Annotated in this window: 14 protein-coding genes; 9 read left to right on the forward strand and 5 right to left on the reverse strand. The window is 68.7% G+C overall.

Annotated elements, in window-relative coordinates; all coding sequences use genetic code 11:
• Window positions 1–23: 23 nt before the first annotated feature.
• The 3 genes from BMW75_RS15635 to BMW75_RS15645 are packed head-to-tail and all read left to right on the forward strand — an operon-like array spanning window position 24 to window position 2,679.
• Entirely contained in the window at window positions 24–863 is an 840-nt protein-coding gene (locus tag BMW75_RS15635) for a CheR family methyltransferase (protein WP_076516505.1), read from the forward strand.
• Window positions 860–1,480: a chemotaxis protein CheB gene (locus BMW75_RS15640; protein ID WP_092580589.1), complete on the forward strand. Its 621-nt coding sequence runs from the start codon at window positions 860–862 to the stop codon at window positions 1,478–1,480. The genes BMW75_RS15635 and BMW75_RS15640 overlap by 4 nt, the downstream gene beginning before the upstream one ends.
• 20 nt (window positions 1,481–1,500) lie before the next feature.
• Window positions 1,501–2,679, forward strand: coding sequence for a hybrid sensor histidine kinase/response regulator (locus BMW75_RS15645; RefSeq protein WP_092580591.1), 1,179 nt, complete (start codon window positions 1,501–1,503; stop codon window positions 2,677–2,679).
• On the opposite strand, the gene BMW75_RS15650 is transcribed toward BMW75_RS15645, so the two are convergent.
• Window positions 2,676–3,332, reverse strand: coding sequence for a nucleotidyltransferase family protein (locus BMW75_RS15650; RefSeq protein WP_092580593.1), 657 nt, complete (start codon window positions 3,330–3,332; stop codon window positions 2,676–2,678). The genes BMW75_RS15645 and BMW75_RS15650 overlap by 4 nt on opposite strands.
• A 238-nt stretch (window positions 3,333–3,570) precedes the next feature.
• Between BMW75_RS15650 and paoA the strand changes: the two genes are divergently transcribed.
• Genes paoA through paoC form a run of 3 tightly spaced genes read left to right on the forward strand, consistent with a single transcriptional unit; the run spans window position 3,571 to window position 7,359 of the window.
• Window positions 3,571–4,206, forward strand: coding sequence for an aldehyde dehydrogenase iron-sulfur subunit PaoA (gene paoA / locus BMW75_RS15655; RefSeq protein WP_092580595.1), 636 nt, complete (start codon window positions 3,571–3,573; stop codon window positions 4,204–4,206).
• Window positions 4,203–5,153 (forward strand): FAD binding domain-containing protein, encoded by a 951-nt coding sequence (locus BMW75_RS15660; RefSeq protein ID WP_092580597.1) that lies wholly within the window; start codon window positions 4,203–4,205, stop codon window positions 5,151–5,153. The genes paoA and BMW75_RS15660 overlap by 4 nt, the downstream gene beginning before the upstream one ends.
• Window positions 5,154–5,157: 4 nt before the next feature.
• Entirely contained in the window at window positions 5,158–7,359 is a 2,202-nt protein-coding gene (gene paoC / locus BMW75_RS15665) for an aldehyde oxidoreductase molybdenum-binding subunit PaoC (protein WP_092580599.1), read from the forward strand.
• Between the two features lie 33 nt (window positions 7,360–7,392).
• Here the strand turns inward: paoC and BMW75_RS15670 are convergent, their stop codons facing one another.
• Complete coding sequence (locus tag BMW75_RS15670) at window positions 7,393–7,638, reverse strand: hypothetical protein (protein ID WP_092580601.1); 246 nt, start codon at window positions 7,636–7,638, stop codon at window positions 7,393–7,395.
• Window positions 7,639–8,046: 408 nt separating this feature from the next.
• On the opposite strand from BMW75_RS15670, the gene BMW75_RS15675 reads away from it, so the two are divergent.
• Both BMW75_RS15675 and BMW75_RS15680 read left to right on the forward strand, forming a co-directional pair.
• Window positions 8,047–9,501 carry a DUF1254 domain-containing protein gene (locus BMW75_RS15675; protein ID WP_092580603.1) on the forward strand — a complete coding sequence of 485 codons (1,455 nt, stop codon included), beginning with the start codon at window positions 8,047–8,049 and terminating at the stop codon, window positions 9,499–9,501.
• An 85-nt stretch (window positions 9,502–9,586) separates the two neighbouring features.
• Window positions 9,587–10,369 (forward strand): hypothetical protein, encoded by a 783-nt coding sequence (locus BMW75_RS15680; RefSeq protein WP_092580605.1) that lies wholly within the window; start codon window positions 9,587–9,589, stop codon window positions 10,367–10,369.
• A gap of 31 nt (window positions 10,370–10,400) precedes the next feature.
• On the opposite strand, the gene BMW75_RS15685 is transcribed toward BMW75_RS15680, so the two are convergent.
• Window positions 10,401–11,015, reverse strand: coding sequence for an ABC transporter ATP-binding protein (locus BMW75_RS15685; protein ID WP_092580607.1), 615 nt, complete (start codon window positions 11,013–11,015; stop codon window positions 10,401–10,403).
• A 145-nt stretch (window positions 11,016–11,160) separates the two neighbouring features.
• On the opposite strand from BMW75_RS15685, the gene BMW75_RS15690 reads away from it, so the two are divergent.
• The gene (locus BMW75_RS15690; RefSeq protein WP_092580609.1) at window positions 11,161–11,955 is read left to right on the forward strand and encodes an enoyl-CoA hydratase; all 795 of its coding nucleotides are present in this window, start codon (window positions 11,161–11,163) and stop codon (window positions 11,953–11,955) included.
• A 56-nt stretch (window positions 11,956–12,011) separates the two neighbouring features.
• On the opposite strand, the gene BMW75_RS15695 is transcribed toward BMW75_RS15690, so the two are convergent.
• Both BMW75_RS15695 and BMW75_RS15700 read right to left on the reverse strand, forming a co-directional pair.
• On the reverse strand, window positions 12,012–14,093 hold the full coding sequence (locus tag BMW75_RS15695) for a DUF8189 domain-containing protein (protein ID WP_092580611.1): 2,082 nt from the start codon (window positions 14,091–14,093) through the stop codon (window positions 12,012–12,014).
• Between the two features lie 268 nt (window positions 14,094–14,361).
• On the reverse strand, window positions 14,362–15,582 hold the full coding sequence (locus BMW75_RS15700; RefSeq protein WP_092580613.1) for an MFS transporter: 1,221 nt from the start codon (window positions 15,580–15,582) through the stop codon (window positions 14,362–14,364).
• Window positions 15,583–15,974 lie beyond the last annotated feature (392 nt).

Here is a 15,974-nt window from a genome sequence, read left to right on the forward strand (position 1 = left end):
GCCCGGACCCAGCGATCGCCACCATGCCCACACAGAACAAGGCGCACATCGAAGACATCGAGCAGCGGCTGCTGCTCGATGCGATCTATCACCGCTTCCACTACGACTTCCGCGAATATGCGCAGGCATCGCTGAAGCGGCGCCTGCGCGCCGCGCTGACGGAGTTCGGCTGCAAGACGCTGTCCCAGTTGCAGGACCGGGTGTTGCACGATCCGTCGGTGTTCACGGGATTGCTGCAGTACCTGACGGTGCAGGTCAGCGACATGTTCCGCGATCCCAGCTACTTTCTTGCGCTGCGCAATGAGGTGGTGCCCATCCTGCGCACCTATCCGTCGATCAAGGTGTGGGTGGCCGGCTGCAGCACGGGCGAAGAGGTCTATTCGCTTGCGATCCTGCTGCTCGAGGAAGGGCTGCTGGACCGCACGCTGATCTACGCCACCGACATCAACCCGCATGCGCTGCGCGCGGCCGAGCAGGGCGTCTTCGACCTGGACCGCGCCGCGGCCTTCACGGCCAACCATGCGCAGGCCGGCGGGCGCAGTTCGCTGTCCGACTACTACACGGCGCGGTATGGCCGCGTGGTGTTCGACAAGAAGCTGCGCGAGCACATGGTGTTCTCCGATCACAGCCTGTCCACGGACAGCGTGTTCGCCGAAGTGCACCTGGTGTCGTGCCGCAACGTGCTGATCTACTTCGAGCGCGACCTGCAGAACCGGGCGCTCGGACTATTCCACGAGGCGTTGGTGCATCGGGGATTCCTGGGCCTGGGCTCGCGGGAATCGGTGCGCTTTTCGGCGCAGGCCGACGGCTTTGACGACTTCGTGCTGGCAGACCGCATCTACCGAAAAAAGGCCGACCTGTGAACGGGGGCGCGCCTGATCCTCGCGCCGACCCGCAAGACGAGGTCCAGTGGGACGCCATCGTGATCGGCGGCTCGTCGGGCGCGATCGACGCCTTGAACGTCCTGCTGCCGGCGCTTCCCGCCGGCCTGCGGGCCGGGGTCATCGTGCTGCTGCACCTGCCGTGCAACCGCCGCAGCCGGCTGGTCGAGATCTTCGGCTACCGCTGCGCCCTGCCGGTGCAGGAGGCCGAGGACCAGCAACCCATCCTGCCCGGGCATGTGTATTTCGGCCCGCCCGGCTATCACCTGCTGGTGGACCGTGGTCCGCGCCTGGCGCTGTCCATCGATCCGCCGGTGCTTTTTTCGCGGCCGTCCATCGACGTGCTGTTCCAGTCCGCCGCCGATGGCTATGGCGATCGGCTGCTGGGCGTGCTTCTTTCGGGGGCGAACGAGGATGGCGCCGAAGGCCTGGCCGCCATTCATGCGGCAGGCGGCCGCACGCTGGTGCAGGCGCCGGACACGGCGGCCATGCGCACCATGCCCGATGCCGCCCTGGCGCGGGTCCCGACGGCGCAGCCCCTGACGCCCGAGGAGATCGCCGCCGTTTTTGCGCAGTTGCCCACGGAGCCTCTGCCCTGAAACCCACCTGCAATGACACTATGAACCCGACATCAGCCCAATCCCCCGATGACCGCATCAAGTGCCTGCTGGTCGACGACGTTCCGGAGAACCTGATCGCGCTCGAGGCGTTGCTGGCAAGCGACCGTGTCGAGGTCTTGAAGGCGCAGTCCGGCCCGCAGGCGCTGGAGCTGCTCTTGCGCCACGGCGACGTCGCGCTGGCGCTGCTGGACGTGCAGATGCCCGACATGAACGGCTTTGAACTAGCCGAACTGATCCGCGGCAGCGAACGCACCCGCCATATTCCGCTGATCTTCATCACCGCGGGGTCGCGTGAACAGAACTGGCAGTTCCGCGGCTACGAGAGCGGCGCGGTGGACTTCCTGTACAAGCCCATCGACCCGTACATGCTGCGGACCAAGGCGAATGTGTTCTTCGAACTGTACGAGCGCAAGCGCGCGCTGGCGCAACAGTTGGAAGAACGCACCGAGGCGCTGCGCGTGAACGAGATGTTCATGGCGGTGCTGAGCCACGATCTGCGCACGCCGCTGCAGGCCATCATCATGGGCGCCACCGTGCTGCAGCGCCAGGGCGCCGACGAGCGCATCGCCAGCGTCGCGCGGCGCATGCTGCAGAGCAGTGAGCGCATGTCGTGCCTGATCGAAGACCTGCTCGACGTGACGCGCATCCGGCAGGCGGGCGGGCTGGCGCTGGCGCCCGCGGCGATCAGCATGGGCACGCTGGTCGAGCGCACGCTGGACGAGGTGCGCACGGGCTTTCCGGACCGTCAGATCGAATCGAGCGCGCGTGGCGACGCAACGGGCACCTGGGACGGCCAGCGTATTTCGCAAGTGATCGCCAACCTGGTGGGCAACGCCTTGCACCACGGCAGCAAGACCGCCCCGGTGCAGGTCGAGATCGACGGCGAGCAGGCGGACGAGGTGGCTGTCACCGTCATCAACGGCGGCGCGATCGCGCCCGAGCTGTTGCCGCATCTCTTCAATCCTTTCCGCAGCGGCGCGCGCCGGCCGGGCGGCCATCACGGCCTGGGCCTGGGGCTGTTCATTGCGCAGCAGATCGTGGTGAGCCACGGCGGCCGCATCAGCGCGGCGTCGCGCGACGACACGACGCGGTTCCGGGTGGTGTTGCCGCGGCATGCGGCCTGCGCCGGCGCGACGGTGATCGGCGGCCGGGCGGCCGGCCCCGCCTCGCCGGCCTAACGCGAAGCGCCGGGGCCGTCTTGGCGCGCCCCGGCCAGGTCGGCGGGCGTGTCCACATCGGCCCGGATCCCGGGATCGTCGACGGCCAGCTCGGTCGCCCCGTGGCGGGCCAACACGCCTCTCGCGCCCACATCGCCCGTCAGCGCCGCCAGCGACGGCCAGATCGACCGGTGAAATGCCACGGGATGGCCGCGCAGGCCGTTCCATGCCGGCACCACGACCGGGTGGTCCAGCGCCTGCCGTGCAATACGCAGGCACGTCTCGGGGCGGATCCACGGCATGTCGCCCAGCGCCACGAGGCAGGACGCGATGCCGGGCGCGCAGGTCCGCAGCGCGTGGCGGGCGGCGATGGCCAGGCTGTCGCCCATGCCGTCCGCGTCCGGCCCGGTCGTCACGACTTCGCAGCCCGCTTCGGCCAGCAGCCGCGCCACCCGTTCGTTGTCGGCGCGGGTGACCGCCACGACGCGCGCCGCGGCCGCTTGCAGCGATGCCGCGGCGGCCACGACGACCGGCGTGCCGTCGGGCAGCTCGGCCACGAGCTTGTCCTGTCCCGCCGCCGCATCCGTGTAGCGCCGGCCATGCCCGGCGGCCAGCAGGATGCCCACCATCTGCGTGCGCACGGCGCTGTCTGGATTGGTTGCGAGATCGAACATTTTCTTGTCAGGTTTGCGTGGTCTGGCGGCGAACCGCGTCAGTATCATGGAGCCATCCCCGATGGACCTTTCCCGCGCGCCGCCGTGCCCTTCGGCCTGGGGGGCGCGCCGAGGCGGGCGCGCCCAGGACGATCTGATCGAGATCTTAGCGAGAAACCGCGCCAGGGGCGGGAACAGCATTTGCTGGGCAGCCCCAAGGTCGCCCGCTGCGACCGCCCGGCCGTCATAGGAGTGAGCCTTGGAAAACCCCCACGATATGAAGATCTCCCGGCGCAACCTCCTGAAGGCGGGCGCGGCCTCCGCGACGGCGATGGGCACGGCGCCCTTGTCCGCGGCCCGCGCGGCCGGCGCCGGGCAGCGCGAAACCGCCACCGTCACCTTTCACGTGAACGGCAAGGCGCACGAAATGGCCCTGGACCTGCGCACGACCCTGCTGGACGCGTTGCGCGAGCACCTGCGCCTGACTGGCACCAAGAAGGGCTGCGATCATGGCCAGTGCGGCGCCTGTACGGTGCTGCTGGAGGGCCGGCGGGTCAACGCGTGCCTGACGCTGGCCGTCATGCACGATGGCCAGCAGATCACCACGATAGAAGGCCTGGGAACGCCGGGCGCGCTGCACCCGCTGCAGGCCGCGTTCGTCAGGCATGACGGTTACCAGTGCGGCTACTGTACGCCGGGGCAGATCTGTTCCGCGGTCGGCATGCTGGACGAGGCCGCGCGCGGCATGCCCAGCCATGCCACCGCGTCGTTGTCCGAACGCCCGCTGCTGACGCCGGAAGAGATCCGCGAACGCATGAGCGGCAATATCTGCCGCTGCGGCGCGTATGCCAACATTCTCGATGCCATCGAAGAGGTCGCGGAGGGCAAGGCATGAGACCGTTCACCTATGAACGTCCCCGGACCGCCGCCGAAGCGGCCGCCAGCGCCGCGCGCGAGCCGCGGGCGCGCTTCATCGCGGGGGGCACGAATCTGCTGGACCTGATGAAGATCGAGGTGGAAACGCCTGCCCATCTGGTCGACGTCAACGGCCTGGGGCTGGACCGCATCGAGCCGGCCGAAGACGGCGGCCTGCGCATCGGCGCGCTGGTGCGCAATGCCGATCTGGCCGCCGATGAGGCCGTGCGCCGCGACTATGAAGTCCTGGCGCGCGCGCTGCTTGCCGGCGCGTCGGCCCAGATCCGCAATCGCGCCACCACCGCCGGCAACCTGCTTCAGCGCACGCGGTGCCCCTACTTCTACGACACCAATCAGCCGTGCAACAAGCGCGCGCCGGGCAGCGGCTGTTCGGCCATCGGCGGGGTGTCGCGGCAGCTCGCGGTGATCGGTTCCAGCGACGCCTGCATCGCCACCCATCCCAGCGACATGGCGGTGGCGATGCGCCTGCTGGACGCAAAGATCGAGACGGTGCGCCCGGACGCCACGCGGCGCGTCATCCCGATTGCGGACTTCTACCGGTTGCCGGGCGATACGCCGCACGTCGAGACCCAGCTGGCGGCCGGCGAGATGATCACCGCGGTGACGCTGCCCAAGCCCCTGGGCGGCAGGCACTTCTATCGCAAAGTGCGCGACCGCGCGTCCTTTGCCTTTGCGCTGGTGTCGGTGGGCGTGGTGCTGCAGGACGACGGCAGCGGCCGGGTGGGGCTGGGCGGCGTGGCGCCCCAACCCTGGCGCAGTGTGGAGGCCGAGCGGCACCTGCCGTCCGGCGCCGCGCGCGTGACCGAGGCGCTGCTGGCCGGCGCCAGGCCCACGCCCGACAACGGCTTCAAACTGACCCTGGCCCAGCGCGCGCTCGGTGCGGTGTTGACGGAAGCGAGGACCTGACCCAATGAAATTCGATACCCCCGCCGCGGAAAACCCCATTGACCGGCTCAAGGTCGTCGGTCAGCCCGTCGACCGCATCGACGGCCCGTTGAAGACCAGCGGCCAGGCCGCCTACGCCTATGAACATCACGACATCGCGCCAGACGCGGCCGTGGGCTACGTGGTGGGCGCAGCCATCGCCAAAGGCGTCATCACCGCGATGGACGTCGATGCGGCGCGCAGGGCGCCCGGCGTCCTGGCGGTCGTCACCGCGCAGAACGCGGGCAAGCTGGGCAAGGGCAAGATGAACACGGCCACGCTGCTGGGCGGCCCGGACGTGCAGCACTACCACCAGGCCATCGCGGTGGTGGTCGCGAACACGTTCGAACAGGCGCGCGCGGCCGCCAGGCTGATCCGCGTGCAATATGCCCGGCGCGACGGGGACTACGACCTGGCGGCGCTAAGGCGCGAGGGCGGGAATTCCGGCAAGCACCTCCCGAAGACGGACGTGGGCGACTTCGACGCCGCGTTCGCGGCGGCCCCGGTCAAGATCGATCACACCTACACCACGCCGGACCAGTCGCACGCCATGATGGAGCCGCACGCGTCGCTGGCGGTCTGGAAGGGCGACAAGCTGACCCTGTGGACCTCCAACCAGATGATCGCCTGGGGCCGGTCCGACGTCGCCCGGACGCTGGGCATTCCCAAGGAAAACGTCCGCCTGATTTCCCCCTATATCGGCGGGGGCTTTGGCGGCAAGCTCTTCGTGCGCGCCGACGCGCTGCTGGCCGCCCTGGGCGCGCGCGCGGCGGGCAGGCCGGTCAAGGTGGCGTTGCCGCGCCCGCTGATCTTCAACAACACGACGCACCGGCCCGCCACCATCCAGCGCATCCGGCTGGGCGCCGGGCGCGACGGCCGGCTGACGGCCATCTCGCATGAAAGCTGGTCCGGCGACCTGCCGGACGGTCAGCCCGAAGAGGCCGTGCAGCAGACCAAACTGCTGTACGCGGGCGCCCATCAGCGGACGGCGCTCAACCTGATGACGCTGGACCTGCCCGAAGGCAACGCCATGCGCGCGCCCGGCGAGGCGCCCGGCATGATGGCGCTGGAGATCGCCATCGACGAGATGGCGCATGCGCTGGACATGGATCCCGTGCAGTTCCGCATCCTGAACGACACGCAGGTCGATCCCACCGATCCCTCGCGGCCATTCTCGGGCCGGCGTTTCGTCGACTGCCTGCAGACCGGCGCGCGTCATTTCGGCTGGGACCGGCGGGACGCCACGCCGGGCACGCGCCGGGAAGGGCGCTGGCTCATCGGCCTGGGCGTGGCCAGCGCGTTCCGCAACAACCTGGTGACCAAGTCCGCCGCCCGCGTGCGGCTGGATGCGGCGGGGCGCGTCATTGTCGAGACCGACATGACCGACATCGGCACGGGCAGCTATACCGTCATTGCGCAGACGGCCGCCGAGATGCTGGGCGTGCCGCTTTCCCGCGTGGTGGTGCGGCTGGGCGATTCGGACTATCCCGTGTCCGCCGGGTCGGGCGGGCAGTGGGGCGCCAACAGTTCGACCGCGGGCGTGTACGCGGCCTGCGTGAAGCTGCGCGCCAGCGTCCTGGAGCGCCTGGGCTTCGAGGGGGAGGGCGCGGTGTTCGCCGATGGCGCGGTCACCGACGCGGGCGGGCGCAGCGCGCCGCTGACCCGCGCGGTGTCGGGCGGCGAACTGATCGCGGAGGATGCGATCGAATTCGGCGATCTGGACAAGCAATTCCAGCAATCCACTTTCGGCGCGCATTTCGTGGAAGTGGCCGTGGACGCCGCGACGGGAGAGACCCGTGTGCGGCGCATGCTGGCGGTCTGCGCCGCCGGGCGCATCCTCAATCCCAAGACGGCCCGCAGCCAGGTCATCGGCGCCATGACCATGGGCGTGGGGGCGGCGTTGATGGAGGAACTGGCCATCGACCACCGGCTGGGCTATTTCGTCAATCACGACCTGGCGGGCTACGAAGTGCCCGTGCACGCGGACATTCCGCGGCAAGAGGTCATCTTCCTGGACGAAGTCGATCCGGTGTCCTCGCCCATGAAGGCCAAGGGCGTCGGCGAACTGGGCCTGTGCGGCGTGGCGGCGGCGATCGCCAACGCGGTGTACAACGCCACGGGCGTGCGCGTGCGGGACTATCCGGTGACATTGGACAAGTTGCTGGCAGGGCTGCCCGCGCAGGCGTGACCGGCGCGAGGAGCCCGAGGCCCCGCCAGGGTTTCACGACGCCGGCGGCGCATCCGCGAGCCGGCACGCAATGGCGCGCAACTCGGTGCCGTCTGGCAGCGCGTATCGGCTTTCCCCCAGCCACGAGACGGGTCTTCCGTCCTGCACGCAGCAGTAAAAGTAGGCCTGTTCCCCGTCATCGCAGGGCAGCGCCTTGCTGCGCCGCTCGATGATGTAGGTCGTCCCATCCGACCCGACCGCGACCAGTTCGGTCGCCCGCTTCTTGTAGTGCGTCTGCATGGCATCGCTCCCTCTTGAACCGGGTTATCAGGGGATAAAACTACCTCGCATTCGGATGGAAGACCATTCGGCACCAAATTAATGTGGCGGCATTGCCGCACGGCGCGTACGGCGTCTTGCCGGATTGCGACCATAGGCGGAGGGTCGTAATCATTCCGGCGGATTGAGCGCGCCAGGAACTGCGCATAGATTGAGCAAGCTCATCCTTCCCCAGTCCTGACATGCGAGGGGGCGCGCGCCCCTGCCGCCCCTCGTTGTCTCCACTTGCCCTTCGCCCACCGACCCTGACCCACGGAGCGTGCCACCCACCTCAACATCGATTGCGCCGTAGCTTGGAAAGAACATCGCCGTGCATGTCGGAAGTCCCCTCAGTGAACTTCACCGAAACCATCCATTGGAGCGACAACAATGAAGCTGACACGCCGCAAGATGAACGCAGGGGGACTTGCCCTGCTGACCGCAGGATCCCTGGGGCCGGCTTTCCGCGCCTCGGCCGCCGCCTCGGAAGGGCTGGTGGCCAATATCCCCGAGGCCGATGACCGGTTTGTCGTGGCCACCGACGCCTACATCTATGCCTACCCGCTGGTGACGATGGAGATGACCCGTCGGGTCATCACGAACGTCACGGAGCCCAAGGGCACCCGCGCGCCGATGGGTCAGCTCATCAAGCTGCGCGAATACCCCAACGCCAAGTTCCGCGACGTGACGGCGCCGAACGCCGACACGCTGTACACCACCGCCTTTTTCGATGTGGGCGACGAGCCCTGGGTCGTGAGCCTGCCGGACCTGAACGGGCGCTATGCCCTGTTTCCGCTGCTGGACGGATGGACGACCGTGTTCGACGTTCCCGGCAAGCGCACGACGGGCACCGGCGCGCAGACCTTCGTGGTGACGGGCCCGGGCTGGGAGGGCACGGTGCCGCAAGGCATGAAGCAGTACAAGTCGCCGACCAGCATCGTGTGGCTGCTGGGCCGCATCTATTGCACGGGCACGCCGGAGGACTACGCCGAAGTGCACAAGCTGCAGGACCAGGTGAAGATCGCGCCGCTGAGCGGCTGGGGCAAGGACTGGAAAGCGCCGCAGGGCAAGGTCGATCCGGCGATCGACATGAAGACGCCGGTGCGCGATCAGGTCAACAACATGTCCGCGGCCGATTATTTCGCCCTGTTTGCGCAATTGCTCAAGCGCAATCCGCCGACCGTGGCGGACGCGCCGATGGTGGAGAAGCTGGCAATGATCGGCATCGTGCCGGGCCAGGATTTCGATCCGTCCAAGCTGCCCGCCGATTTCGCCAAACGTGTGCCGCAAACCGCCTTCGCGCGGATCATGGCGCACTTCCGGTCCGACGACGGGGATATCCAGCATATCGATGGCTGGGGCTTCACGACCAAGACGGGGATTTACGGCACCAACTATCTGCAACGCGCGTTGGTCACGGCCATCGGCCTGGGCGCGAACCGGCCGCAGGACGCGGTGTATCCGACATCCTTGAAGTCGACCAACGGCGCGTTCCAGCGCGAGTACAACGGGTCCGAGAGGTACGTGCTGACCTTCCGGAAGGGGCTTCTGCCGCCCGTGTCGGGATTCTGGTCGCTGACGATGTACGACCAGAACTACTTTTTCGTCGACAACCCGCTCAACCGCTACTCCATCAGCGAACGCCAGGCGCTCAAGCACAAACCGGACGGGTCGACCGAGCTGCTAATCCAGCATGAATCGCCAGGGCCGGAGCTCGAGTCGAACTGGCTGCCGGCGCCCAAGGGCAGGTTCATCCTGATGATGCGGCTTTACTGGCCCAATGAAAGCGATCCGTCGATCATCAACGGCTCGTGGACCGTGCCGGCGGTGCGTCGCGTGAGCTGACGCGGCCATGGCGCCCGGGGCCCGTCCGCAGGGCGGAGCGAGCCCCGGGCGTCTCGTCAGGCCTACGGGCTGGAGGGATTTCGCGATGAACAAGCACATCACGGTCTGCCTGGCATGCGCCATGCTCCATGCCGGGTCTGCCGCCGCGGCCGACGCCGCGCCGCAGCCGGCGCCGGTTATGGATTCCACGATCTCGAACGAATGGAAATTCTCGGTCTCGCCATACTTCTGGGCGGCGGGGCTGTCGGGCAAGGTCTCGCATCGGCGGCTCCCCGTGATCGACATCGACGCGAGCTTCGACAAGATCTTCGACAACCTGGATTTCGCGGCCATGCTGATGGGCGACGCGCGCAAGGACCGCTACAGCATTTTCGGCGATCTGATCTACGTGAAGCTCGGCGCGCAAGGGGACACGCCGCGCGGCATCCTGGCCAGCAGCGCGGACGTGAAGAGTGAGTCGTTCACGGGCCTGATCGGCATGGGCTATTCCGTGCTCGACAAGTCGGCCCACAACCTGGATGTCGTCGCGGGGCTGCGGGTGTGGTCGGTGGACACCGACATCACCTTAAAGGGCTCGCTCGCGAACGGCAGGAAGGACAGCGACAGCGCCACCTGGGTGGACCTGCTGGTGGGCGTGCGCGGCAATTACGCCTTCAGCTCCAAGGCCTACCTGACCGGCTGGGGCATGGTGGGCGCGGGCGGCGCGCAGGCGGACTGGGACGTGGGCGTCGGCATCGGCTACAACTTCAGCAAGATGATCTCGGGCACGATCGGCTACCGCGCGATGGGCGTGGACTACGACCGCAACGGCTTCAAATACGACGCGGTGCTGCAGGGACCGATCGCGGGCTTGACGATCCGGTTCTGAACCGCTTGCGGCGCGGCGCCCGGCCTTGCGCTCAGCGCAGGTCGGCGACGTCCAGCGTGGTCGCGCCGCAGGCCTGCACGAGTTCGGGGTCATGGCTGGCGAACAGCACGACGCGATCCCGCGCCCAGGTCTTGAACACGTCGGCCAGCACCCCGCGCGCCTGCGCGTCCAGCCCATTGCTGGGGCCGTCGGCCACCACCACGGCCGGATCGCCCAGCGCGGCGGCCGTCAGGTACACCTTGCGGCGCGTGCCCGTGGACATCTGCTCGAAGCGCTTGTCCAGATGCGGTTCCAACCCAAGCCGGCGGGCCAGATCGAGTATCGCGTCGTCCAACGGCGCGTTCTTGGCCAGGGCGGCCTGTTCCAGCAGACCGCGCCCCGTCTGTTCGGGAAACTGCATGCAGTTGTCCGGCACATAGGCCAGGCGGGCCCGCGCCAATTGCGGCGCGTCGCGCAGCGAATGGCCGCCGATGAGCACGTCTCCGCCGTCTGGCGCAATGGCGCCCGCGATGATGCCCAGCAGGCTGGATTTGCCGGTGCTGTCTTCTTCGCAGAGCGCCACGCAGCCGGGCGCAAAGGCGTGCGTCAAGCCCTCAAACACGATATGGTCGCCGTAGCGCTTGCTGAGATTGTCGATGCGTAGCATGCGGCAAGTGTACGCAGGAACGCAGCGAGCGGCCAGCGTCCCCGCGGCCCCTTCCGCCGGGCCGAATCGCGCTACGCTCATGAATCGTGGCGCGTCCTGCGCCGGTTGAACAATGAACGGCCTCGACGCCCAAGCTGGAGCTTGCATGACCCCGTCCATTCCCGATTTTCCCCATGCCCTCGTGACGCGCGACGCGCGCGGTGTCTACACCCTGCAGATCCACGACGCAAAAAGCCTGAACATCCTGGCGTCCGCCGTCACGCTCGGCCTGACCGACGCGGCGCGCTGGATCGCCGCGCAGGACGATGCGCGCGCGGTGGTCATCCGGGGCGCGGGGGAGCGGGCCTTCGTGGGCGGGGCCGACATCCACGAGATGGCTGGCCTGGACCCGCAGGGCGCCCGCGCCTTCATCACCCGCCTGCGCGACCTGTGCGATGCGGTGTGGCGCATCCCGGTTCCCACCATCGCGCGGCTGCAGGGGTTCTGCCTGGGAGCCGGCATGGAACTGGCCGCGGCCTGCGATATCCGGCTGGGCTCGCCGGACGCCGTGTTCGGCATGCCCGAGGTGCGCGTGGGCATTCCGTCGGTGATCCATGCGGTGCTGTTGCCCGGGCTCATCGCCCAGGGGCCGACGAACTGGCTGCTGCTGACCGGAGAGACGGTCGATGCGGCGCAGGCGCGGGACTGGGGCTTTCTGGAATTCGTGGCCAGGGAGGGCGAGCTGGACTCGCTGGTCGAACGCACCGCCTCGTCCATCGCGGCGAGCGGCCCGCTCGCGGTCCGCTCGCAGAAGGCCTTGCTGCGCCATTGGACGGAATCCACCATCCAGGACGGGCTGGACCGCAGCGTGGACGCCTTCGGCGAGGCATTCATGACCGACGAGCCACGCCGGTACATGGCGCCGTTCCTGACGCGCAAGCAGCGCGGCGTGGGGGCGTAGGGGGGGTAGGAGGCGGGCCTCGCGGCCAGCAGGCTCGCCGCGGCCCGTGTGCTGGCTTATTGCACGCTGGTCGGCTTTGCGATCCGCGAGGTCTGGGCCGGCATGCGCTCGACGGTGAGCGCGTCGGCTTCGCCCGCCGACGGGCGCACGACGACGGCCGTGTTGGCGCTGGCCGCGCCCAGGTTGGGCAGGTCGGCGGGGCGGGCAGCCACGCTCGCGAAGGGACCGCCGCCGCTGGCCGGGACGCCATCCAGCGTCAGGTTCGCGGTCCAGGCGCCGCTGCGGCGCGAGAGCACCTGGTAGCGCTGCGGCTTGCCGGCGGCGCGCGCGACGATGTACAGCGTGCCGTCGATGAGGCTGATCGCGGGGGGCGACGCGGCGGCGGCGTCCAGCTTCGCGAGCTTGCCGCGGTCCAGCAGCCAGAGCTGTCCGCCCGCGCGCTCCAGCAGGGCGAGCACCACATTGCCCTGCTTGTCGGCGGTGATGGCGGGGCGGCCGATGTAGGGCACGCCCATGTCCGTCGGGGCGCTCCAGTCCATGTCCAGATCGGTGGTGTCGCCGGCTTCCACCATCCGCGTCAGGTGATTGTCGGCGCGCTGGCGGAAGTAGAGTTCGACCCGGTTTTCGTGGTTGCGGATGGCGGCCAGTCCACCGGCCGCCTCCGGGGCCGCGACGCGGCGCCAGCCTTGCCATTCAGGTCGCCGGCCCTTGTCGGCCGGGAGCTGGCGGGTGTAGAAAAGCGCGCCCTTGGCGGCCATGGCGAAAACGACATAGCGGCCATCGGCGCCGCGCGCGGCGGCCGGCGAACCGGTGGCGCCTTCGAGCGCCGGCAGGGCCTGCCAGGGGCTCCAGCTGCCGTCGATGCCCGAGGGCGCGATCCAGTGCAGCAGGCCGTCGTAGCCCAGCGCCACCGCGGCGGCCTCGCCGCGCGGCGCCACGGCCGGGATCTGCGTGACGCGCAGCCCGCTCAGCGCCTGCCAGCCTTGCCAGGTGCCGTCATGGCGCTGCTTGTTGGCCCACACGCCGCCCAGCGGATCGCGCGCCATCAGGCCGGCCGTGCCGTCGGCATGGGCGAATGAAACCACCGGGCCGGCGGTGCGGCCGCCCAGGCTGTGCCAACGCTGCTCGCCCGAATCCCAGCGGTTGATGGCGGCGTTGGTTTCGCCAGCGGCGAAGATGACCAGGCCGCCGCGCCCGTCCGGATATAGCTGCGGCGCGACGTCGTGGCGCGACACGTAGTAGGCGCGCTGCACCCAGGCGGCCGCGGGACCCGCGGGTTCCTTGCATCCCGTGGGACCGGCGCAGTAGTGGTAGTCGTTCCAGGCGTAGTGCTGGAAGATCACCGACTTGTTTGCGATTTCGGCGTCGGCCAGGTTGGTGGCGCGCTCCTGGCTCGGATAGTCGATGTAGCCCGTTTCGGCATAGTTGCCGGGCGCGCGCAGCATCGCCTCGCGCGCCAGCCGCGCGCTGGCGATGTGGTCCGGATGGCCATGGCCGGCGCAGCGCCAGCACAGTTGGGTATAGGGGACGCTGATCGTGTCATCCAGATGGCGCACGGTGGTGGGGCCATACTGGCGGATCATTTCCGCCAGGGTGTCGACGAGTTGTTCGCGGGTGTAGACCTCGGCGTGGGGGCCCAGCGTGTCGACGGGTTGGCCCGGTTCGGATTCGGTGCGGCTCAGCGGCGTCAGGCTGCCCCAGCCATTGCCCAGCCAGGGGTCTTTCAGGCGCATGTGCCAAAGCTGCACGCGCGGGTTGCCCTGCAGCGTGAACCGCGCGATCTGGCGGCTGGCGACGATGCCGGTGTCTTCGATCCACGCGTCCGGCTCGCGCGCCATGTAGGCATAGGCGGCGCGCACGCCGCGCTCGCGGCCCAGCATATAGCCTTCCCCCTCGCCGGCGTCGCTGGCGGTCAGGTAGACGACACGCACGCAACCGCCCGCCTCAATGTTGGCGGCGACGTCGGGATTCATGAAGAGCAGGTCGTCATCCAGGTGCGCGACGAAGGCGAGATCCTTGATGCCGTGGCACTGGGCCAGGGTGGGCGGCGCGGCCAATGCCTGGGTGGAAACGAGGGCTGCGGCCAGGCAGCAGAGCGCCAGGCACAGGGGGCGCAGCAAGGCAGTCAAAGCGGGCATAAAAAAAGCGCTGCAGGAAGGGAGGTGCAGCGCGTCTTGAGGGTGGTAAAGAGTGCGCAAAGTATAGCTGTGGCGCCGGCGCCGCCTGCAATAGGCGGTTGCCCCGGTGTGGTGTGGGGCAGACGTTTTTTCCCGGAATAAAGGGGGACGTGAAGCCGGGGACGCGAAGCCGGGGACGCGAAGCCCGCCGGCGCGGCGCGAATCGGGGACGCTTGGCCGACGCCCCGCGCGGTAAACGGGGACGCTGGCAAAGACGTCCCGGTCCTCATCAGCTGGCCGATTCTGCATAGGCAGCCAGCTTGCCCGCGCGCGCGGCGCGCACCCGGCGTTCCAGGACCACGGCGCACAGCCACAGGGGCATGCTGGCGATGGCGAGCAGGCTGCCGACCCAGCCAGTGGACGTCCAGCCGAACCCCGCCGCGATGGCCAGGCCGCCCAAAAAGGGCCCGAGCGCGTTGGCGGTGTTGAAGGCGGAATGGTTGAGCGCGGCGGCCAGCCCCTGGGCGTCGCCCGCGACGTCCATCAGCCGGGTTTGCAACACCGTGCCCAGCGCGCCGCCCACGCCGACCAGGAACACGTTCAGGGTGATCAGCCAGACGTTGTGCGCCATCAGCGGGAAGAGGGCCAGCACCACGGCCGACCACAGCAGCAGCAAGCCGGCGGTGCGCATGACGGCGCGGTCGGCAAAAACCGGCACGACCATGTTCCCCACCGTCAGGCCCACGCCGAAGGCGCTGAGCACCAGCGGCACGGTGGCGGGCGTGACTTGCGTGACGGCCGCCAAGGTGTCGGCCAGATAGGTGTAGACCGAGAACAGGCCGCCGAAACCGACGGCGCCGATCGCCAGCGTGATCCAGACCTGGCCGCGCCCCAGCGCGCTCAGCTCCCGCAGCGGGCTGGCATGCGGGTCGGCCGGGGTGTCGGGCGCGTAGCGGTGGACGCTGATCATGGTGAGCAGCGCCAGCAGCGACACCAGCCCGAAACTCCAGCGCCAGCCGATGACCTGGCCCAGCCAGTTGGCCAGGGGGACGCCCACGATGGTGGCGACGGTCAGGCCGAGGAACACGCGGCCCACGGCCACGGTGCGGCGGCTGGCCGGCACCATCGAACTGGCCACGAGCGACGCGATGCCGAAGTAGGCGCCATGCGGCAGGCCGCTCAGAAAGCGAAAGAACAGCATCCAGTGGTAATCAGGCGCGATCGCGCTCAGGCCGTTGCCGATGGCGAACAGGCCCATCAAGGCGATCAGCAGGCGGCGGCGCGGCATGCGCGCGCCCAGCACGGCGAGGATGGGGGCGCCCACCACCACGCCCAGCGCGTAGGCGCTGATCACGTGCCCGGCGGTGGGCGCGTCGATGCCGAGCGACTGCGAGAAATAGGGCAGCAGGCTCATCGTGGCGAACTCGGTGGTGCCGATGGCGAAGCTGCCGATGGCAAGCGCAAGCAGCACCAGGCCGGGCCGGTGCTGGGAGGAGAAGGCGTGGGACATGGATACGACGAAGCGGGGATTGCGGAATGCTGCGATGCAACAGCCGCATTGTAGGGGTCAGAACCTGTCATTTGCATGTCTGCCCGGGATGACGCTTCGGCACGGGCGTGGACGGGGCCCAATGCGTGGGCCGCGGGCCGTACGGCGCTTGCTCGTTTACGAATCCTGACAATTGGAGCGCCGCAATTTAAGAAACCTTCGATGGTTCGTGCGAGGGCCCGTCTCTACAGTCGTGTTTCCAAAAAAAAACCTTATTCAACAATAGGTTGTGGGGCAATTCCTACCCGGTTGCCCCGTCAACGACTGTGCTGCGTGTACGACGCGCGGCGGATACCTGCTTACAAATGAACCACATCTTTATGCTCGTCTGGAATGCCGCCTCCAACACGTGG

It is taken from the genome of Achromobacter sp. NFACC18-2 (assembly GCF_900108985.1).
Taxonomy (GTDB): domain Bacteria; phylum Pseudomonadota; class Gammaproteobacteria; order Burkholderiales; family Burkholderiaceae_B; genus Achromobacter.